Here is an 18,815-nt window from a genome sequence, read left to right on the forward strand (position 1 = left end):
AATAGGAGTAAAAATGACCAGTGGAAATATTGTTGTAATTGGACCGACAGCAGCAGGAAAAACCACCTATTTAGCTGCTTTGTCCTACTTCAAAGAACACAAACAAGGCAAAAAACTATTTACTGTCAACCCCCAAAATCCTGCCACAAGAATACTTGCTGAAAAAGCTGAAAATATTCTCAAACAAGCGGCCGATCTAGATAGAACCGTCATCGGACAAGAGATTGAGTCAGTAGATGACTTACCCTTTTATTCCTTTGGTATCACAGCCAAACCCTATTGGTATAGTTCCACGGAGACTTTTCAATTAACCGCTAGAGATTATCCCGGAGAAGTCTTTGAGGCAATTGCCAGTCCCAGTGCAAGGAAGCCTATCCATGAAGATTTTATTAATGAATGTTTTACCGATGTCATCGGCTGTCTAATTATGCTAACAGGATGGGAACCAGGAACTGATAACTTTTATAACAGAATCATGAAACAATTCCTTAAATTAATGGATGAGCGGGGTCGTTCTCAGAATTTGAAGTTAGCAATAGTTATGAGTAAATGTGAAAGAGGAGAAATTTGGCCCGGTAGGCTTGACCCAGAAATTGATTTGTTCGCCGTCCATTTACGAGAAACTACTAAAACCTTGCGAGCAAAAGTTATTCCCCAAAATCTGCGTTTTTTTGCCCTTTCTACCTTTGGCGTTTTAGGCAGAGATAATCCCCGTCCTAACCGAGAAGATCGGATGAAAGGAGAAGAACCGGCTTCGGTGATTAGACAACCAAACTCATGGCAACCTTATAATCTAATTGAACCTCTCTATTGGCTCAGTAAAAAACCAAATCAAGGAGCCAAAAATGAAAGCGTTTGACTGGTTAAAACCAAAAGCTCCTGAATTAAAAGATGCCAATGCCGAAATACGGGTTATTGGCGATCGCAATGCTGGTAAAACCGCCTATATGGCTTCCCTCGCCTATTGGCCAAATGCTAAGGCCGATAGTCCAGTTCAATCGGTGACTCCAGTGGGGAACCAAGAAGCCAGCGCACAACTGATGAACATGGCACAGAACATCTTGGAACAGGGACTAGAATTAGAACCAACTCCCCTAGAAGCCACCGTTGATGAAGTCAAAGATTATGGATTAAGTATTGTTCTCAAAGAACAATTTTCTTTGAAAAATCTGCAAAGAGGCCTATCTTCTAGCGCAATACGTCTCAATGTTAACTGTAAAGATTATTCCGGCGAGTTTCTTCGGGATCTCATTAACAAAACCGGCGATCCGCGCTTAGTTGACTATCTCGAAGACTGTGTGGTGGCTACAGGTCTTTTATTGTTAGTGGATGGAACCTCTCACCGCAAAGATAAAGACTATGCTATTGGACTAGAAAAATTTTTAGCGGCTTTAGACAGGGTGGATATTAATCCCAAACAGCGCCGCGTTGCTTTTGCGGTTAGTAAGTGCGAACTGAGTCAACTGTGGGTGAGTCGTCATGAACCGAGAAAATTGACACAAAGACGCTTTCCTCTGATGCAAAATAAATTAGAAAACTGGGTAGATAGGGGAGGAGGTGAAGTGGACTATTTTGCCACTTCTGCCTTTGGTACGTTGGGAACCAATTATCCCGAACCCAACTCGATCGAAAAACAACGCGATCGCCAAGGAACAACTTCTATTATCCGCGATCCGAGACGGTGGCGACCCTTTGGTTTAGTTTCCCCGATTTACTGGCTTTGTACCGGTCAACATCACAAAGAATTAGATAAGGATTAAAACAATGACTACTATTCACATTCATGAATTTAGCACGGGTATTTTAGTCGATGGCACTGGCGGTGCTGGTGAGTGGAAATCGCGGGGTTTTTCGGGAGAGTACATGAACTCAACCCTTGCTACAATTCCTACACCTGTACAGTTAGCTATTAAAAATCGAGAATTTGCCGTTTCTGAAGGCGCATCTAGCCAAAATCCCGCCATTATTGGACGGGAAGTGGAATATCATGGAGAGGCTTGGTCAGTCATTGCCGTCGTCACACGGGGGATAGATGAACGGAGACGGGGTGCATCTCTCTATCGCTATTTCTTGTGTCAGGGAAGGGGTAAGCTGCCTGATCTTGTATCTTGGTACATGAGAAAGGGAAAGCCAACTTTTAACCCATCTGATTATAAACAAGTCGATTTGTTTACAGAATATGACGATACTGAGACTCAAATTAATGAACATATTCCATCTGAGTTGGATGGGATTTGGGAAGGAAAAACACCGATAATTATTACTCAGAATAATTTGCAGACACCATATCCTGCTTTAATGATTCATAAAATTGCCTCTAAAACTGACCCAGCAAGATGTAAGGAATTGATTTCTTGGGCCTGTAATGTAGAGGCTTTAGAGCAACCAAATCGCTTTTTAGTCATCTATCCCGCCAGTAAAAAAGCAGAGGAGACAATAAGAGCCAGAATAAACAGTGTTCCTCAACTTGCTCCAGCAATACCTGAAGAAACTCTAATTAAAAATGCTATCAGGAATTCCTGCCGGACAGGAAACTTTCAAGAAAATTTAGCCCCTATCGAAGATGCTTTGAACAATCCTAAAATTCAACAGGATTATAAAACCTTTTGGAATTCCATATTTGAAGGACAAGGCTCCAAAGATGCTTATCAACAGGGAATTTATAATGAATCTAATGTACGTCTTTTGACGCTACAAGCCATCATTTGCCCTGAAAAGCTGCCAGATTTTGTCGCTTGGATAATGAAAAAAGAGAAGGATTATTATCCAATATCTCAGAGTTTTCAAGGGGAGATTGTAAAAGCTATTACTCAGCCAAACTCATTAATATTTAATCCAGTTAAGCAAGGTATTAATATACTTATTCTTAATGTCATTAAGCAGCCAGACTTGATAGATGCTACGGCTAGACTCTTATCAGATAAAGACGGACTCTGGGGAGTAACATATAAAACTTTCACAAGTGTGGGATTGAAACAAGATTTAAAGAAAAAAGCAGGTTATCTAAGCACGGAAACAGAAGGTTTAAAAGAAAAAGAATTTTATGTGTTAAATGATGCACGTTGGCAAGAAATTATAGATGACTTAAGGAAAGTTTGGAATCATCGTTTTTATCCCGATCCAACAACTCAAAAATACATCCATCTTGCTCGCCTATTTGATAAACTAGAAGTGTCATCGCAGGAACAGTATAAAGGATATAGTTTAACCGTTTTCTTTTATCATCTCGCCCAGGAAAAGATTCCTAGTGACGTATATAAACGCCATAAATTGAAGGGGGATGAAGTTTATAATTTTGATATTAAAGTTAAAAGAGATATACCTTGGTATGAACCAGTATTTAGAGAAATAAAAGAAACAGCAATATTTCTTCTATCTTCCGTGTTTAGAGGTGGAGCATCTGGCTGTTTTATTGCTATTATTTATTTTTTGCTTATATTCACTTTAGGAGGATTTTTCTTTCAAAGATTATTGAATTTAGCTAATTTATCTGTACCCGGTTTACCCGGAGGATCAAACAATTCAGAATCGCCGATTATTAAAAAAGCGATCAAAAGCTTTCCAAAGACTAAAGGGTCATTACTACAAATTCAACAAGATTTGAAGCAAACTACTAGAGCAGATGCTTCTAAACCTAACAAGAATGAGATTGATGAAGCTATTTCAAAAATTCTCGATCCCAATAACTCTTTTGAGCTTAAGACTCTAAATAAACCAGAAGATAATAAAGATAAAGAAAAGTGGATTTTGTCTATATTGTATTATCAATTATATAAAGTTACACCATCTAATTCTGATGATATTGATGGTATTATTGATAAGGATGGAAAAACTTATCAAGCTCTAAAATGTAATCTGCTTCAAAATATGCAACTGCAAGCAACTCAAGCAACTGCTGACAATTGTAAAAAGCTAGGGTTTTCTAAAGTTAAAGTGGCTAAAACTCCCGCTAAAGAAACAACCCCATCCCCATCCCCATCCCCGACAAGAGACCAAAAAATTGAAAAGGCAGTCTCGGAATTTGATAAATCACAAAAGACAAAATCTAGTTTAGAAACTTTAGTACGAGAATTGGACCAAGCTTTTGGTCTTGATACTTCATCTTCATCTAGTGTAATTAAGGTTCTTGATCCCAATAATGAAATTGGACTTTTCTTTTCTAATATGACTGAACCAGCAGATAAAGAAGCTTGGGTTAAAGCTATTTTACAATACCAAGAAAGTCTTAAATCTAGACTTAAAAAGGAGCAATCTATTAATATTGATGTTGATGGAGTGATTAACTATGAAAGGAATACCTATAACCTTTTGAAGTGTGATGTAGCTGCTCAACTGGGTAAAACATTAAGTAATAAACCACCAATTTGCGGTAAAGTAAACCCAATTATCGATTCGTCAACTCCCCCAAGAGGATAGTTTTTAAACCTATGAGAATTTGGCTTTACATACTAGCAGGAATAACCTCGGCTTTAATTGGCTGGAATATCGGTCAGATTTTCTTGACTGACTTAAAAATCCTGTCTCGGTTTCCAGAGGTGGTTCTTTTCCCCTGCGTCGCTATATCCTTAGGGATTGGGATGGTAATGAATGAAATATTTATTAGTAATCCCACCCGTCCTAAACTCAACTTTCGGATTGCTTTAGTTCCCCTATTAATTGCCACCTTAATCGGATTGATTGCTGGATTAGCAGCGGGTGGAATCTTTCAGCTATTAATTCAATCTGGAGTTGCTGAATTTCCAGGCAGACTTTTAGGTTGGCTTTTTGTCGGTGCAGCCGTTGGATTAGCCGAAGGACTTACTTGGCAATTTTACAGCATGGAAGCGGGGGATCGCGATCGCTTTCGACAACGGTTATATACTAGCATCATCGGTGCGGGTGTTGCCAGTTTAGTAGCGGTGGGAATCTTTGAATTTATTCGCCAATGGTTAGGCACTTCAGAAGCGTTTAGAAAAGCAGAAGATCCCCTCGGATTTGCCATTTTAGGCTTATTGCTCGGCCTAACCTTTACAATTACTAATTCTCCTAGCTACATGGCAGCACTGAGAGCCGGTAAAGGATTCGAGTACAGGAAAATCATTCCCGAACTCGAAAGCATTGATCCTCAATTTACATCGATTAATTCAGTCTTTCCTAACATCCATAAAACGCTCAAATTTGTCAGTGAATCGGATGCGGAAAAAATCGAAGAGGGACTGTCGATTCAACTTCCCGCCAAAGGAATCATCAAAATTGGTTCTGTCCGCAAAACTAAAGGTTCTGATGGTGTAGAAAGAGGATCGGATATTTATCTCCCCGGACTCCCCCCCCATATTGCTGACATCAAAATTACCCGCCGTGATGCCATTTTAGATCCTAACCCAACATTTTACAACCTTATCGAACTCAATGGCATACCTTTAACTAGCACCAAAGAAATTCCCCTTAAACACAATAACCTGATAACCTTCCATGTTAAAGATAACCACAACCCCGATGAACCCAAAATTTATCGTTTCGTCTTCTACAATCGCTTCCTTGACCCACAAGCTTAGTTTATCAATGATTATGTTAACCGCTCTTATTACCCCAGCTTGGGGAATTAAACCTGAAATCACAGATATTGAGGACATCGACGATAAAGTGACTCTTCAAATTCAAGTGACAGGAGAAGAAAGTAAACCGATTATGGGTTTAGCTGAAAGCGATTTTCAGCTTAAAGTTATTGATAAAAAAAACAACAAAACTTATCAAGGAAAACAACTACCTTTTGACTGGAAGTCTCCCCGAGAAACGACTCCTCCTGATGCTTGGATTGTCGTTCTCATCGACTTTAGTGGCAGCATGAATTGTTCTCAGGCTCTCAACACAAAATGTGATGCCAAAGCGGTTGCTAAAGGAAAGCGAAAATTAGATGCAGCAATTAACGCGCTGGGAACATTTATTAAATTAGCCTCAGAGCGTAAAGGCAACACCTATTTATCTATTGTTCCCTTTGGGGTAGAAGGTAAAAATGACAAGCCTGGAGCCTGTGATTATTACCCAAAAGTTACTTCAGAAACTCTCGATAATTTTAATTTAGTGCAAGATGTTAAACTAACTAATTTTCTAGGTAGTCTTGCTGATAAAACTCCTTGTGCAACGACCAACTTCTATCAAGCTCTCAAAGAAACCGTCAAATTTTTTAAAAACGATAAAGAAGGTCGTTTCTATCCTAAAGATAAAGAAGGAAAACCTTTAAAACCTCAACCACGACTCTCAATTATTCTCCTTTCTGATGGCTTTGATAATAATAGTAATTATCAAGAAATTCAGAAAACTTTAGCCAATCTTCAGAACAATAAAGATATTGTTGTTCATACCCTAGGATATGGCTTAACCCCACAACAATTAGGCAAAAAATATTCCTTAGGTAAACCTGCTGTTCGTGGAGATATTAATAACCCAAAATTATCCCAAGCAACTAGAGAGCAACTAGAAAAAGAATTTGTAGATCAAAAACAGTTAGCGGAAATTGCGAAGTTAACAGGAGGAGTTACTGAATTTGCTGGTGATGCTGATGAAATTGCCGAGAAATTAGAAATTTTCCTTGATGCGATTCAAGGACGATACGAAATTAGTTATATCCAACCCAACGTTCGACGAGGAGGCGAATATGTAGCCACAGTTTTTACTCAGAAAGTAGCATCAAAATCTAAACCTTATACCCTTGATTTTTTTGGGCGTACACTTCCCTTAGAAACCAGAATATTAATGCTTATTTGTATTTTTCTTGCTCTTGGTTTGGGAGGAGTTATTCCTTTTTATTATTGGGGAAAATGGTTAAAGGAAAAACAAAACTAATCCTAAATATTTTCGGCACTTGTAAAGTCATGAAACAGATCCTTATTTATTCATCTCTCTTTTTTCTCAGTAGTTGTAATTTTCAGTTTAATCAACCTCAAACAACTTCAGAATGTCCTCAAAAACCCACAGCTATTCTCATGGCAGAAAATCTAGAAAATGTTAACCTAACCACTGAAACTATCACCAAATCTAATCAGGTTAGTGCCACTAAAGCTGTCGGATACACTTTTACAGGAAAGTCAGGACAAAACCTTAGCTATAACACAGATGATGATATCTGTGTGTGGCTTTATAGTCCAGACAATCAAATTTTACAAGGAACAAAATTGCCAGAAGACGGAAAGTATTTGCTGCAAATTGCTGCCCCCAAAGGTTCTAAAACTTTTAAGATAGATATAAGTTTAGGAACGCTCGCTTCTTCCCCGACACCGACACCAAGACTCTCTCCATCTCCCTCATCTTCCCATGATCTCACACAAGATGAAGCAGCAAAACTTGTTAAACGTTGGTATGAAGTTAAAAGACAAGCTTTCGGTTCTTCTTTTGACGACAGCTTAGTGAAGCAATACGCCACCGGAGAACTTTATTCTAATACCTTAGAAAAATGTAATGATGGAATCTGTGGGGGGACAGTGGGTTGGCTGCGCTCTAAAGGCTGTTATTATACTTATGATTTTTCCAATATTAATCGGATAGTCTCTTTTGATCCTTCAGGTTCGTCACCTTCAATAACAGTCAATGTAACGGAACAACTTACGCTCCATGGTCCCAGAAGTGCCGGATGTGGAACCCCAACCCAGACTTATCAAAAAAATGTTACCTATTGGTTTAAAAAAGAGAGTAAAAATTGGAAAATTTCCAATCGAAATTGAGCAAGAACAAGCCATTTCGCCAGCTTATAGCCAAGCGATTAAACAATTAATTAAACGAGATTTACATCCTCAAGCGTGGAAAGAAAAACCTTTTAATCCTATCCAAAACTTTTTAGGTCAATCTCTCCCGGTTAACACTCAATTTTATGCTAAGATGGGCTGGACATTTAATAATCGAAATGATGCGGCTATTATCGTCAGTCCTGATAACAAAGCTCATTATATTTTAGTTGTCTTTGGAGAGGAAAAAAAGTTTTATCAAGATAAAGAGTTTTTCCCAATTCTTTCACGACAAGTTTATAACCAAATGCTTAAAAAATGACTTAATAAAAGACTAAAATAGGAGAGAAGTCGGGAAAATAAGCAGGTAAATACGCCAATTAAATTGCAAAGGGTAATTCAAATGATTCTGGTTCTGATGGAGTTGCCGCCGAGATTCTATACATATGTACTGAATAAAAAAGTGCTGGACTTTTAGGATATTTTACCTTTTTCCTATCGGCATTTCAGGCTTTTTCAGCATACCCTACCTAACTTTTCGCAATCCTTTAGAAAGATAGGCAACGAAAAAAGCTAACACTCCTGTCATCCCTACCTCAAAATAATTGGCCATGAGAATAGCGGTAAAAAAAAGGAGCAAGATAATTAATATAGTCCGCTTTTGTTCAGATAATTTCATCTCTAATTGCCTCTAATTCGGTTTTAATACTTAATGGTTGATAACCTAAAGAAAAAGCAAGAGAACTATCAAGAGAAACATCCTGCGGACGCGGCGCAATCATGGGAACATCGCACTGTAAACAGGGTTTTATTTGTTCTATGGAAATGTTAAAAACTGCCGCCATTAGTAAACCAAATTGATAACGAGAAACTCTTTCTTTACCCCCCAGATGAATAATCCCTTGCACTTTTTCTAATGCCAAAAGTAAACCATTCACCGCACTATTAACCCCAACAGCCGTCCGATATTCATCGGTAAATAGAGATAATTCTTTTCCCTCTTGGAGGGTTTTTAAAAAGGGTTGCAGAAAACTATTAGCGGTGGGAGAAGGGGAACCAAACATCAAAGGCATTCGACAAATAGCCGCCCGAGGATATATTGCTAAAATACCCTTTTCTGCCGCTACTTTTTGCTCACCATAGACACTGACGGGAGAAACGGTATCATTTTCGGAATAGGGGGCATTTTTACCATCAAAAACTAAATCGGTAGAGGTAAAAACTAGCGGTATTTGATATTGACTACATAAACGGGCAATTTCTAGAGAAGCTGTCAGATTAATTGCCTCGGATGCTTGGGGAAATTCTTGACAGAGATTCGGTTTTGATTGGGCAGCCCCATGAATTACCGCGTCGGGTTTAATCTGTTGAAAAAGTTCTCTAACTGCGGCTAAGTCTGTTAAGTTAATTTTAATTAAATTCGGGTCATTACTATTGACATTGTGATTAAAATATGTACCAAAACTTGCCCAAGATGAGCGAGTTTTTTGGTAAATATGCCAACCTAAAAACCCACTAACTCCAGTGATTAACAGCGTTTTCATAGTTTAGAGATTAAATCCTTTTTCGTAGGCTAAAAACTGCACCTGTGGTTCCAAAGGTTCACTAACTAAACCAATTCCTGCAAATCCCCATCGCTGCATCAGTCCCTTTAATTGTGTTCCTGAGAGAGTTTCCACAGAAAAATTATTGGCTAAATCCTGAGCATGGGTGTTGATATAACTTAAAGCATCGTAGGATTCTTTAAACAGAAGCAGATAACTAGCTGGAGTTTCGCTTTCACCTTTTCTCAGACGCGCCACTAGGTATTGTCCGTCTTGTTTTGACCTGAGTAAATAATGTGTAGTTGCTAACATATTTTGTTAAGTGGGTGGGTGGAATTAAATATAAGATGAACGTAGGTTGGGTTGAAGCATGAAACCCAACGCCTGCTCATGTTACGCTACCGCTAACCCATCCTACAAATAATTGTGCCTCCCTACTTAAGTAAAAAGTGAAAAGGAAAAAAGGGGTTGGGGGTTGGGTTTTAGGGTTTTAGGGTTTTAGGGTTTTGGGGTTTTGGGGTTTTAGTTGAAATTTCCCCCATCTCCCCCCGCAACGCGCACGAAGTGGTCTCCCCCCGCAACGCGCACGCAGTGGTCTCCCCATCTCCCCACTGATAACTGATTACTGTTTACTGATAACTGATAAAATTTCCCCATTTCCCCTACTTTAAATCCTCCAATTTAATTCTAGGATCTACAGCTTTGAGAAGTAAATCAGCCAGGAGATTACCGATAATCAACATAGTAGCACCCATCATTAAACTGCCCATAACTAAATATAAATCTTTAGCCGTCACAGCTTGCAGAATTAAACGACCTAATCCGGGCCAGTTAAAGAAAAATTCGGCGATAAATGCCCCACTTAACAAACTGGAAAATTCAAAGCCCAAAAGAGTTATCAGAGGATTAATAGCATTGCGTAAAGCGTGGACATAGATAACTTTATTTTCCGGTAAACCTTTCGCCCTCGCGGTTTGAATATAATCCTGTCGCAGAACATCTAACAATTGTCCCCGCATCAATCTTTGTAATCCTGCAAAACTGGTAACTGTCAGGGCAATAGTTGGTAAAATCATGTGCCAAGCGATATCTAAAACTTTACCGATAGGGGAATATTCCGAATAGTTAATACTGGTCATATCACCCACCGGTAAAAGCGGCGAGACATTTTGGGCGAGAATTAGCAGTAAAAGGGCAGTGATAAAACTGGGGAACCCTTGACCAAGATAACTGATAACTCGGAAAAATTTATCGATAAATTGGTTTTGTTTGACGGCGCTGAGAATACCCAAGGGAATTGCAATCGCCCAGGTTAAAATGATGGAAGTCAAAGACATTAATAACGTCGCTGGAATTCTCTCTAATAATAGGGAAGACACGGGACGAAAATAGGTAAAACTCAGACCAAAATTAAACTGAGTTACCACTTGCCACAACCATTTAAAATACTGGACAATCGGCGGGTCTTTTAAACCAAAAAGGGCAATATATTGTTCTTTAGTTTCCTGACTAATCTTGGGATTCAGGTCAAGCAAAGCCAGAAAACCGCCGGGGGTTAATTGGATAATAGCGAAACTCAAAGCCGAGGCCAACAACAGAGTTAATAAACCCTGGAGAACACGCTTGACAATATATAAAAAAGTTTCGCTAGTTAGGAGAGATTGTAACCCATTAGCACTCGATCGAGCGGTTGCATCCTTATAATTATCATCAGTCGCCGTCATAGAAAAAAACCTAATAATCGATGAGGGTAATAATCGGTAAATCGGGTAATTTTTCCCGACCACCAAGGTCGATTAACTCGATGATAAAGGCAAATCCTAACACCTCACAACCAATTTTTTCTAATAAATCGGCCGTCGCTTTCGCCGTCCCTCCCGTCGCGATTAAATCATCGACAATTAAGACTTTATGATGGGATGCCACCGCGTCCTGATGAATTTCGAGGCTATCGCTTCCGTATTCCAAATCATACTCGATACTGTGAACGGCGGCGGGTAATTTGCCCGGTTTCCGGACGGGAATAAATCCCGCTTCTAATTGGTATGCTAAAGGAACACCAAAGAGAAAACCCCTGGATTCCATACCGACAATGTAATCGGGGGATAAACCGTAATCGCGACACTTTGCCGTTAGGGTATCGATCGTGTAACGTAATCCTTGGGGATGATTGAGTAGGGTAGTAATATCGCGGAAGACAATACCCGGTTTGGGAAAGTCAGGAATATCGCGAATCAATGATTTCAGATCCATTCGGTTTCCGTGTCTCGTAAAATGGGGGACAGCTATCTATACAATACAATTTACAATACCCTGACTCGATCGCCCTTGTGTTTTAGTTCTCCTATATCATGACCTCTACTAGCCTAACGCCCGAATCTACAACATCAGCCCCAGAAAAACCGGTTATTTTAAGCGTTTTACCCGATTTTCCGATTGCCAGTCAGCAATGCGCCCTACATCTCCAACAGCATATCGATTTAATGCTATTAGCGTTGGAATCCTTAGAAGTCGGCGCCGGGGAGGCCCTGTTAGCCCTCTGTAAAGAACTAGGACTCGATAAAATTGTTAAAAACCGGATTATTTTCTGGCGCCTGCGCTGTACCAATCCGTGGCGAATTTCTTACACTCTCGACCGTCTCACCCTTGACCAAGCAAAAGCTTTAGTTATCATTGCCAGTTATCGGGCCAAACCCCTGGCTATATCCATCCGACAATTACTGTTAGCGCGGCAACAGATGGAATCAAAGGGTTTACCCGTGGATAATAATTTTCTTTTATCAGAATACCTAGAACGATTTCGCTCCAATTTTCGCAGTCGCATGAACCCCCGTCGGGCCAAAGTATCGGTTTATCTAGCCGATGAAAATGCTTTAAATGAACTGGCTTTATCCCTCCTCGATCAGTTATTATTTTGTACTGGTACGACGGGAATGCAGCGGTTTTGGATTAGTTTATTTGATGGGGAGATAGTGTAAAAATGAGAAGACAGTATAGCCTGCCCAATTGTACCCTGATTCTCGATGGTTTCGGCGATGATTCCGCCCCAGCTAACCCCGGTGATAGCCGACCTTTACTCTCAATTTTGACTAACGTAGAATGTCGGTTAATCGGGGCCAATAAAGTCCTGCAAGGTGGTCGGGTTTTCTTGGAAAATTTAGTACAAGCGGTCAGTCAGTATGCCCAAGAATTTTTAAGTGGTGTTCGTCATCCCCAAGATCCCGTCCATGAACCAGATCATGTGTACCTAGAAAAGATTGACCAGAATCTCCATCGTCTGGTCTGGTATCCATCAACGGACTTGAATATCCCGGAAAGTCCGGTGAAGATAGAAATCAGTACCGTGCAGTTATTCGATTTAATAGAAGCGATTGACCAATTTTTTGCCGATACTCGCACTTTACCTGACCTAACCCTGAAATTACAGCCAGTTTCCCGTCGCTACCATAAGGTCAATGAATCGGTGGCTGGTCGAACAGTACCTTTTTTGGCAGGATTAGGCAGTCTTGTCGCTTGCGCCCTACTTTTCTATCTGTCACCCGTCCCCCAAGTCCGTAAACCCGAAAATCCCCCCATTCCCGCCGCTTCTCCCAGTCCCACCGTCCCCACTAATCCCGTCCCCCCCCCCAGATAAAATTAGGCCCCTAAGCTACATCTGTAAATGGAGTGACGGGAATATGGTTATAAACCTCGGCATTCTTTGCCTGAGCTTGACGGAGATCGTAGTCTGTTTGAAGATTCAGCCAAAACTGAGGACTGTTACCGAAATATCGTGACAGACGCAAAGCTGTATCCGCAGTGATACTACGCTTACCCGCTAAAATCTCACCGATACGAGTTTGAGCTACGCTTAAATCTTTGCTCAGTCTGTAGGGGGTAATATTGAGCGGTTCCAGAAAATCTAACTTGAGGATTTCACCGGGATGAATATTGGGCAAATGGTCGCTGTTCATCGCATTTAGCTAATTTTAGTGGTAGTCCACCACGCTCGAATCCTAACGCCTAACAATACTATTGTCAAGCAGACGTAAGCCTTCGCCCCACACCCCACACCCTACACCCCACACCCTACACCCCACACCCTACACCCCACACCCCACACCCCACACCCCACACCCCACACCCCACACCCCACACCCCACACTGTCTCAGTTTTTTAGAAAAAGTAACCGAGAAAAACCAGATCTTTTTTGCACAAGTTAGAAAAATTGTGTTATACTGGTAAATCTGTGAAGGTTTTTCGATAGGGAGTATTGAAAAAAAAATGACCAAACTGGGAACCCATTTGATTGTCGATGCTTGGCAAGTACCTGCTGACCTCCTCAACGATCCCGAGCGCATTCGTCGCGCTATCCTCGATGGAATTACGGCAGGAGAAGCAACGCTGATCGATTTGTGTGTCCACCAGTTCAGTCCCCACGGAGTTACCGCGACGGCGACTTTAGCTGAATCTCATATCGCGATCCACACCTGGCCTGAACACGGCTATTTCGCCGCCGATTTATTCTTCTGTGGTGCGGGTAAACCCGTGGTTGCCATGGAAATTTTGACCAAATCCCTGCAAGCAGGTGAGATTAAAGTGCGGGAACTAACCAGAGGATTCCCCGGTCCTGGGGCAGTTTATGAAAGCAAAAAGGAAGAACCCCTGAAGTCTTCCCTAGTTATGGCCTAATTTCTAGCGCCGGCCTCGATAATAAGTTAGCAGCACTGGTGATCGCCTAAACTGAAATCGTGATCAGGATAACCCTTGTTTTTATCCTTGCCATCTTTCCCTCTCTCGTTAGTCTCTGGTTGATTAACCGATCCCAACAGAGATTAAGCAACCGTTTGAGAGGGATTCGCTATCGTCACGAATACAGCACGGTGATTGCCAGTGATTTTTTGTCAATCCCTCCAGGGACAGAAAATAAACCGGCATTTATAGGTGATCTTAGTTGTCGTTTTAATGCCTATTCCCCCCATTTGCGTTGTGCGGTTAATCCCACCGGTCCCTGTGAAGGTTGTCGGCAGTACGAAGCTAAAACTGGCACAGTGTAAGCGGCTTGAGCTTCCAAAAAGTTCCCTATTTGCTATCCTTAAAAATTATCGCTATCGCAATTGAGGAGTGTGGGAACAATGGCGTTCAAACGAAATTTGACCCTCTTAATCATCGGATTAGGATTAACTTGTTTACCCGTATATCCGGCCCAAGCTAACCAAATCAGCACCGTCACCCCGAATACCGCAGCCAATCAAACTCTCGCTACCCATCTGGTCCTGAAACTGAAAGAGAGAAAAGTTTACATTTATCAAGATAGTAAAGTTTTAGCGCAATTTACCGTCGCCGTCGGCAAAAAAGGCTGGGAAACCCCCACCGGTAAATTTGAGGTGCGGGAATTAGTTCGCAATCCCGTCTGGAAAAGTCCCTGGACAGGAAAAGTCAGCACCCCCGGTCCCAATAGTCCCCTAGGGGAAAGATGGATCGGTTTTTGGAGTGACGGCAAAAATTCCATCGGTTTTCATGGCACCCCCGCGGAAAATTCCCTCGGTAGTGCCGCTTCCCATGGTTGTGTGCGGATGCGGAATCGGGATGTGAAAGTGTTGTTTGATTTAGTCCGCATGGGAACCCCCGTCATCGTTCAACCTTAATTCTGGCAGATAATTTTTTAAGATGGGCAGGTCTTCCGGGCGATCTATATCGGCTAATTTAGGCAGATAAGCGGTCTTTAAAGCCAGTTTAGCGGCGATTGTCTGAGTTTTTGCCAAGACTTCCCCCGTTCCCCAGGGAATACCGTCAAAAAGCTCTGGAAAGACCTGTTTTAAAGCAATTAGGTAGTATCCTCCATCTAACGCCGGCCCTAAAACCATATCGTGGGTTTTTAGGGCCTCAAAGGCTGCTAAAATCTCTTTTTCCCCGATTTCTGGGCAATCTGTGCCAATAATAGCGATCGCTGTCATCCCTTGAGCAAAACCATCGGCAAAAGCATTTTGCATCTTTTCTCCTAAGTCTTTTCCCCGTTGAGAATGATAGCAATAATGCACACCTAACCAAGTACGCATTTTTTCCTCGCTGCCGCCATGGTAGTAAATGATCAGAGAGAGAAAATTCTTCAAACCCGCTAATTTACCGAGAGTATATTCGGCCAGTTTTCGGTGCAATTCTTCGGCTCCCTTGGCTGCTAAGGCCGGAATCATACGGGTTTTTACTTTCCCCAATTCTGGATAACGGGTAAAAATAATCAGTTGTTGTCTCCAGTCCACGAGTGATTGCGACGATGATATTCATTATTAGTTTGAGCCTACTGTCAATAGAAGGCAGCAAACCCAATAAAACGGGCTTTATTGGCTTAGTATAGATTATTTTAGTTGGTTATCTAATTCTGTGTTGGGTTTCGTTCCTCAACCCAACCTACAAGAGGGGCGATCGCTTGATTGAGTCGAAACCTTTTTCCTAGCGGCATTTCAGACTTTTTCAGCCAACCCTGATTAGCTAGGGACTAGGCTTTTTAGGTGAGTTTAAACAGGATAAACCGGCATCTTTAGCAGTAGGATGCTTGATTGGGACAAAAGCAAAATCTGAACTTAGTGTCCGACACTCCACAATGCGAACAAATTCTACGGAGGGATTTTGGCGATCGCCATTTTCATCGAATTGAATTGTCCCAGTTGCACCTTTAGTGACAAGAAAATCAGGAGACTTTAAGTGTTCAAGGATATTAATTCGTGTGGGAGTATTTGCCTTTTCTAGAGCTTTTGTTAGAGCAAGAGTTGCATCATAGGATAGGGCCGTTATTGCATTAACAGAAGTTGTAGTCCATAAAATTTTAGCATCCTTAAGAAAATCCTGGTTAGGACTGGTTAAAGAATCCCAAGGAACCGCAATAACAAACTTTTGAAAAGGTTGTAGGTTGTTAATTTGTTCTAAGGTACGAGAACTACGAAGCCCCCATGATCCGATAACCCAATTTTGACTATTATTAAGTTTTATAAGTCTAATTGCATCGCCTTGAGCATCGCCAATTGCTTTTGGGAATAGTACAAGCCCTATTGTTTCTGTTATTTTTGCTTCTGTTTGTCGTCGTAACTCTTGGATGGCTTCTTCTGCCTTAAAATTATTTCCCAGATCAAATTCATCTAATTTTACTACAGTTCCAGAGAATGGAGGGCGTGTAAAAATAGTTTTAAAACTATTAAAAAAAGATTCACTAAATGGACTTCCTTCACTATAAAAGCCTACCACTTTTTTAATAGACTTTTCTTGTAAAAATTTTGCAATGGCAGGAGATTGTTGATCGCTGGAAAAAACAGTTCGCAGAAAATTTTTTCTGGGGAATTTAGTAAGCTGGCTAGTCGTTGATCCGGGAGAAATCAAAACTAAATTATTTTGATCATAAATATCCACCGTTGCTAGAGTCATTTCACTGGGATAGTGACCAACAACCCCTAAAATTTCAGGACGCTGGGAAAGAGATTTTGCTCTCTTTTCGGCTAGTAATTCGTCATTTTCATCATTAGTAATGACAACTTTTAATCCCTTACCATTAATCGCTTTTTTGTTGATAAAATCTTGATCTGGAAAATACTTGAGGAATGGATCATTGTCATTTAAAAGTCCTAGATTAATTTTTGTTTGTAATTGCGCTACTCCTCGTAACATTTCATTTGCTCGACTATCACCATCATCATCATTAAAGTCATTTTGATTTTTGGGAATACTAACAGCAACAGCAATCGTGTAATATTGCATTTTATTGGCTTCTAGTAAAGCATTATTTAAGTAAATTAATGTTTCTGGATCTAGCCTATCCTGTTGCCATGCGTCCTTAAATCTTAACAGGGCTTTTTGATAATCACACTGTGCAAAATATTCTGTACCTTCCTTCTTGTTAAACGGTTGAGAGTAATTAAGAACTTCTTCTCCTTCACTAATAAAGTCTCCCGTTTGTTTTGGACAATTATCAGGGCGATAAATGGCAAATAAACTTACAACTGCTATTGATGCTATTCCTATGCTAACTGGCAGATTTAATTTGAAATTTTGGGGCTTTAAAGTTTTTATAGAATGCAAAATTTGGGCGATTTTTGCAGAAGGCGAAGTGATTGGTGGAATCGTCGGAGTAATAGGATAAACCTCATTTTGCACTTCTTCTTCAATCACCTGAATATCCTCATCCCTCAGCCCGTAACGGCTTTGTAACTCTTTTAGTCTCCTTCTGTTTCCTTCTGTTATTGAAATAGAATCAGCTAATAATTCTCTAAAAGTTGCTTTGTACTCTGTTAGATTTTGTAATCTTTTTCTGAATGGCGCAAGATTCTCTTGTTCAATAATATCTGCCTCCTGTAATGATAAATCTAATTCGTTTCTTAGTTCATTTAGGCAGTTTCTTTCTACACGATTAAAATTTTCTTTACATATATTTTCCTTGCTCCATTCATCTAGAATTTCTCTAACCTTCTCACGATAAATAAATATAGGATTAGTGGCAGCAAGAGGAGATTTGGCTAAATAAATAGTATCCTCTCCTTCAAGAGAAAGATAAAATTTGGGAGTCATTGCCGGGGCAGCTTCCTTTACTCGTTCGCTGGCATACTCATGCAATTCATTAACAGAAATTAATTGATCACCATCCTTATCTGCTGCACCAGTTTCAATTCCTTCAACTAGATATTTTGTATAGATGGACAAATCTTTATCTTCCGACTCAAAAGAATATTCAATCGGACTAGAAGAGGTTAAAATCGCCCTTCCTTTACCTCCTAATTCCTCTTGAATGTTAAGTTCCCCTTTGATTGGCATTCCCTGAACCAATGCTCCGCTAAAACAGCAGTCGAGAATAATCATCTGCCTTTGGGAACGACTATTGTTCATATACTTATTAAGTTTACTTGCGGCTAAAATTGTTGAGATACGAAGCTCTCCATTCTGATCACGCTCAGTGTCTCTTGCACTTAGGCAAAATTCAGCCGTTTGATCTTTAAGACCATGTCCAGAAAAATATAAAAGAACTAAGTCGTCTCTCTGGCGATTAGTAAATAAATCCTCGACTGCTCTTTCCATGCTCCCTTTGTCTGGGTTAGGCAAAACTGTAACCTGATCAAAGGCTCCCATGTCCGGATGCTCTAATACTCGGCGCATTGCTTCAATGTCTTGAGTCGCGCTAGAAATTGAATGCAATCCTTCGGAATACTCGCTCACACCAATTAACAAAGCAAATTTTGCCATAATACCTTCTTTAACCTGAGATAAAGTCTTGAGCCGCTTTAATAGCCATTTCCAATTCTTCTCGACTGTGAGCCTTAACCGTCAACTTGCGATCATTGGCCTCTACCGACAATTCTATCGGTTTACCTCCCAGGCGATCGCCCAGAAACCCTAACAACTTTTTCCCATTAGCGGGGTTAACTTCGGTCATTAGAACTCTTGCAAATTAATTATATGTTATAATGATGGGTTAACTAATTTTCCCCAAAAAATTAGTTAATCAGTACATTTGTCCTGAATGAAAACTTGAAGTTTAACTTTTAACTCAAAACTCTTTAGAGCTGCTTTAATTTGGTTATCAAAACCTCTTTATTTAAGCGGCACAAACTATCT

21 protein-coding genes are annotated in these 18,815 nt (G+C 40.4%); 12 read left to right on the top strand and 9 right to left on the bottom strand.

The window, feature by feature from the left end:
• The first annotated feature begins 13 nt into the window (after nucleotides 1-13).
• Genes H6G48_RS14390 through H6G48_RS14420 form a run of 7 tightly spaced genes read left to right on the top strand, consistent with a single transcriptional unit; the run spans nucleotide 14 to nucleotide 8,019 of the window.
• Nucleotides 14-859: a hypothetical protein gene (locus H6G48_RS14390; protein WP_024968980.1), complete on the top strand. Its 846-nt coding sequence runs from the start codon at nucleotides 14-16 to the stop codon at nucleotides 857-859.
• On the top strand, nucleotides 846-1,760 hold the full coding sequence (locus tag H6G48_RS14395; protein WP_190722276.1) for a hypothetical protein: 915 nt from the start codon (nucleotides 846-848) through the stop codon (nucleotides 1,758-1,760). Before H6G48_RS14390 ends, H6G48_RS14395 begins: the two co-directional genes overlap by 14 nt.
• Before the next feature lie 4 nt (nucleotides 1,761-1,764).
• Nucleotides 1,765-4,416 carry a hypothetical protein gene (locus tag H6G48_RS14400; protein WP_190722277.1) on the top strand — a complete coding sequence of 884 codons (2,652 nt, stop codon included), beginning with the start codon at nucleotides 1,765-1,767 and terminating at the stop codon, nucleotides 4,414-4,416.
• A gap of 11 nt (nucleotides 4,417-4,427) precedes the next feature.
• On the top strand, nucleotides 4,428-5,534 hold the full coding sequence (locus tag H6G48_RS14405) for a hypothetical protein (RefSeq protein WP_190722278.1): 1,107 nt from the start codon (nucleotides 4,428-4,430) through the stop codon (nucleotides 5,532-5,534).
• A 13-nt stretch (nucleotides 5,535-5,547) separates the two neighbouring features.
• Nucleotides 5,548-6,822 carry a vWA domain-containing protein gene (locus H6G48_RS14410; protein ID WP_242034653.1) on the top strand — a complete coding sequence of 425 codons (1,275 nt, stop codon included), beginning with the start codon at nucleotides 5,548-5,550 and terminating at the stop codon, nucleotides 6,820-6,822.
• A gap of 29 nt (nucleotides 6,823-6,851) precedes the next feature.
• Nucleotides 6,852-7,697: an ARC6/PARC6 family protein gene (locus H6G48_RS14415; protein WP_190722280.1), complete on the top strand. Its 846-nt coding sequence runs from the start codon at nucleotides 6,852-6,854 to the stop codon at nucleotides 7,695-7,697.
• Entirely contained in the window at nucleotides 7,639-8,019 is a 381-nt protein-coding gene (locus H6G48_RS14420) for a serine hydrolase (RefSeq protein ID WP_190722281.1), read from the top strand. The genes H6G48_RS14415 and H6G48_RS14420 overlap by 59 nt, the downstream gene beginning before the upstream one ends.
• A 204-nt stretch (nucleotides 8,020-8,223) precedes the next feature.
• Here the strand turns inward: H6G48_RS14420 and H6G48_RS14425 are convergent, their stop codons facing one another.
• The 5 genes from H6G48_RS14425 to H6G48_RS14445 all read right to left on the bottom strand — a co-directional run bounded on the left by H6G48_RS14425 (nucleotide 8,224) and on the right by H6G48_RS14445 (nucleotide 11,494).
• The gene (locus tag H6G48_RS14425; protein ID WP_190722282.1) at nucleotides 8,224-8,376 is read right to left on the bottom strand and encodes a hypothetical protein; all 153 of its coding nucleotides are present in this window, start codon (nucleotides 8,374-8,376) and stop codon (nucleotides 8,224-8,226) included.
• Nucleotides 8,363-9,241 (bottom strand): SDR family oxidoreductase, encoded by an 879-nt coding sequence (locus H6G48_RS14430; protein WP_012266769.1) that lies wholly within the window; start codon nucleotides 9,239-9,241, stop codon nucleotides 8,363-8,365. The genes H6G48_RS14425 and H6G48_RS14430 overlap by 14 nt, the downstream gene beginning before the upstream one ends.
• Nucleotides 9,242-9,244: 3 nt before the next feature.
• Nucleotides 9,245-9,553, bottom strand: a complete 309-nt coding sequence (locus tag H6G48_RS14435; RefSeq protein ID WP_002737657.1) for a hypothetical protein — start codon at nucleotides 9,551-9,553, stop codon at nucleotides 9,245-9,247.
• A 350-nt stretch (nucleotides 9,554-9,903) separates the two neighbouring features.
• The gene (locus tag H6G48_RS14440) at nucleotides 9,904-10,965 is read right to left on the bottom strand and encodes an ABC transporter permease (protein WP_072924375.1); all 1,062 of its coding nucleotides are present in this window, start codon (nucleotides 10,963-10,965) and stop codon (nucleotides 9,904-9,906) included.
• Nucleotides 10,966-10,975: 10 nt separating this feature from the next.
• Nucleotides 10,976-11,494: an adenine phosphoribosyltransferase gene (locus tag H6G48_RS14445; RefSeq protein ID WP_002737799.1), complete on the bottom strand. Its 519-nt coding sequence runs from the start codon at nucleotides 11,492-11,494 to the stop codon at nucleotides 10,976-10,978.
• Between the two features lie 98 nt (nucleotides 11,495-11,592).
• On the opposite strand from H6G48_RS14445, the gene H6G48_RS14450 reads away from it, so the two are divergent.
• Entirely contained in the window at nucleotides 11,593-12,219 is a 627-nt protein-coding gene (locus tag H6G48_RS14450) for a DUF3038 domain-containing protein (protein ID WP_147070481.1), read from the top strand.
• A gap of 2 nt (nucleotides 12,220-12,221) precedes the next feature.
• On the top strand, nucleotides 12,222-12,875 hold the full coding sequence (locus H6G48_RS14455; protein ID WP_190722283.1) for a DUF4335 domain-containing protein: 654 nt from the start codon (nucleotides 12,222-12,224) through the stop codon (nucleotides 12,873-12,875).
• A gap of 10 nt (nucleotides 12,876-12,885) precedes the next feature.
• Here the strand turns inward: H6G48_RS14455 and H6G48_RS14460 are convergent, their stop codons facing one another.
• Complete coding sequence (locus H6G48_RS14460) at nucleotides 12,886-13,194, bottom strand: HigA family addiction module antitoxin (RefSeq protein WP_190722284.1); 309 nt, start codon at nucleotides 13,192-13,194, stop codon at nucleotides 12,886-12,888.
• 311 nt (nucleotides 13,195-13,505) lie between these two features.
• On the opposite strand from H6G48_RS14460, the gene speD reads away from it, so the two are divergent.
• The 3 genes from speD to H6G48_RS14475 all read left to right on the top strand — a co-directional run bounded on the left by speD (nucleotide 13,506) and on the right by H6G48_RS14475 (nucleotide 14,869).
• Nucleotides 13,506-13,913 carry an adenosylmethionine decarboxylase gene (gene speD, locus H6G48_RS14465; RefSeq protein ID WP_002759529.1) on the top strand — a complete coding sequence of 136 codons (408 nt, stop codon included), beginning with the start codon at nucleotides 13,506-13,508 and terminating at the stop codon, nucleotides 13,911-13,913.
• 59 nt (nucleotides 13,914-13,972) lie between these two features.
• Nucleotides 13,973-14,278 (top strand): DUF6464 family protein, encoded by a 306-nt coding sequence (locus H6G48_RS14470; protein ID WP_079207718.1) that lies wholly within the window; start codon nucleotides 13,973-13,975, stop codon nucleotides 14,276-14,278.
• Nucleotides 14,279-14,356: 78 nt separating this feature from the next.
• Nucleotides 14,357-14,869, top strand: coding sequence for a L,D-transpeptidase (locus H6G48_RS14475; protein ID WP_002759526.1), 513 nt, complete (start codon nucleotides 14,357-14,359; stop codon nucleotides 14,867-14,869).
• Here the strand turns inward: H6G48_RS14475 and H6G48_RS14480 are convergent.
• The 3 genes from H6G48_RS14480 to H6G48_RS14490 form a co-directional block, all read right to left on the bottom strand.
• Nucleotides 14,831-15,481 (bottom strand): TIGR04282 family arsenosugar biosynthesis glycosyltransferase, encoded by a 651-nt coding sequence (locus tag H6G48_RS14480; protein WP_190722285.1) that lies wholly within the window; start codon nucleotides 15,479-15,481, stop codon nucleotides 14,831-14,833. The two genes, H6G48_RS14475 and H6G48_RS14480, sit on opposite strands and share 39 nt — an antisense overlap.
• 229 nt (nucleotides 15,482-15,710) lie before the next feature.
• Nucleotides 15,711-18,443: a caspase, EACC1-associated type gene (locus H6G48_RS14485; protein WP_190722286.1), complete on the bottom strand. Its 2,733-nt coding sequence runs from the start codon at nucleotides 18,441-18,443 to the stop codon at nucleotides 15,711-15,713.
• A 10-nt stretch (nucleotides 18,444-18,453) separates the two neighbouring features.
• Nucleotides 18,454-18,633, bottom strand: a complete 180-nt coding sequence (locus H6G48_RS14490) for a hypothetical protein (protein WP_242034654.1) — start codon at nucleotides 18,631-18,633, stop codon at nucleotides 18,454-18,456.
• Between the last annotated feature and the right edge of the window lie 182 nt (nucleotides 18,634-18,815).

This window comes from Microcystis flos-aquae FACHB-1344 (assembly GCF_014698375.1).
Taxonomy (GTDB): domain Bacteria; phylum Cyanobacteriota; class Cyanobacteriia; order Cyanobacteriales; family Microcystaceae; genus Microcystis; species Microcystis aeruginosa.

Excerpts from the sequence above, each read along its gene's own strand:
- H6G48_RS14430 (WP_012266769.1), bottom strand. The coding sequence starts at position 9,241 with ATGAAAACGCTGTTAATCACTGGAGTTAGTGGGTTTTTAGGTTGGCAT.
- H6G48_RS14460 (WP_190722284.1), bottom strand. The coding sequence starts at position 13,194 with ATGAACAGCGACCATTTGCCCAATATTCATCCCGGTGAAATCCTCAAG.
- H6G48_RS14425 (WP_190722282.1), bottom strand. The coding sequence starts at position 8,376 with ATGAAATTATCTGAACAAAAGCGGACTATATTAATTATCTTGCTCCTT.
- H6G48_RS14410 (WP_242034653.1), top strand. The coding sequence starts at position 5,548 with ATGTTAACCGCTCTTATTACCCCAGCTTGGGGAATTAAACCTGAAATC.
- H6G48_RS14455 (WP_190722283.1), top strand. The coding sequence starts at position 12,222 with ATGAGAAGACAGTATAGCCTGCCCAATTGTACCCTGATTCTCGATGGT.
- H6G48_RS14395 (WP_190722276.1), top strand. The coding sequence starts at position 846 with ATGAAAGCGTTTGACTGGTTAAAACCAAAAGCTCCTGAATTAAAAGAT.
- speD (WP_002759529.1), top strand. The coding sequence starts at position 13,506 with ATGACCAAACTGGGAACCCATTTGATTGTCGATGCTTGGCAAGTACCT.
- H6G48_RS14440 (WP_072924375.1), bottom strand. The coding sequence starts at position 10,965 with ATGACGGCGACTGATGATAATTATAAGGATGCAACCGCTCGATCGAGT.
- H6G48_RS14435 (WP_002737657.1), bottom strand. The coding sequence starts at position 9,553 with ATGTTAGCAACTACACATTATTTACTCAGGTCAAAACAAGACGGACAA.
- H6G48_RS14415 (WP_190722280.1), top strand. The coding sequence starts at position 6,852 with ATGAAACAGATCCTTATTTATTCATCTCTCTTTTTTCTCAGTAGTTGT.
- H6G48_RS14450 (WP_147070481.1), top strand. The coding sequence starts at position 11,593 with ATGACCTCTACTAGCCTAACGCCCGAATCTACAACATCAGCCCCAGAA.
- H6G48_RS14485 (WP_190722286.1), bottom strand. The coding sequence starts at position 18,443 with ATGGCAAAATTTGCTTTGTTAATTGGTGTGAGCGAGTATTCCGAAGGA.
- H6G48_RS14400 (WP_190722277.1), top strand. The coding sequence starts at position 1,765 with ATGACTACTATTCACATTCATGAATTTAGCACGGGTATTTTAGTCGAT.
- H6G48_RS14475 (WP_002759526.1), top strand. The coding sequence starts at position 14,357 with ATGGCGTTCAAACGAAATTTGACCCTCTTAATCATCGGATTAGGATTA.
- H6G48_RS14445 (WP_002737799.1), bottom strand. The coding sequence starts at position 11,494 with ATGGATCTGAAATCATTGATTCGCGATATTCCTGACTTTCCCAAACCG.
- H6G48_RS14490 (WP_242034654.1), bottom strand. The coding sequence starts at position 18,633 with ATGACCGAAGTTAACCCCGCTAATGGGAAAAAGTTGTTAGGGTTTCTG.
- H6G48_RS14390 (WP_024968980.1), top strand. The coding sequence starts at position 14 with ATGACCAGTGGAAATATTGTTGTAATTGGACCGACAGCAGCAGGAAAA.
- H6G48_RS14405 (WP_190722278.1), top strand. The coding sequence starts at position 4,428 with ATGAGAATTTGGCTTTACATACTAGCAGGAATAACCTCGGCTTTAATT.
- H6G48_RS14420 (WP_190722281.1), top strand. The coding sequence starts at position 7,639 with ATGTTACCTATTGGTTTAAAAAAGAGAGTAAAAATTGGAAAATTTCCA.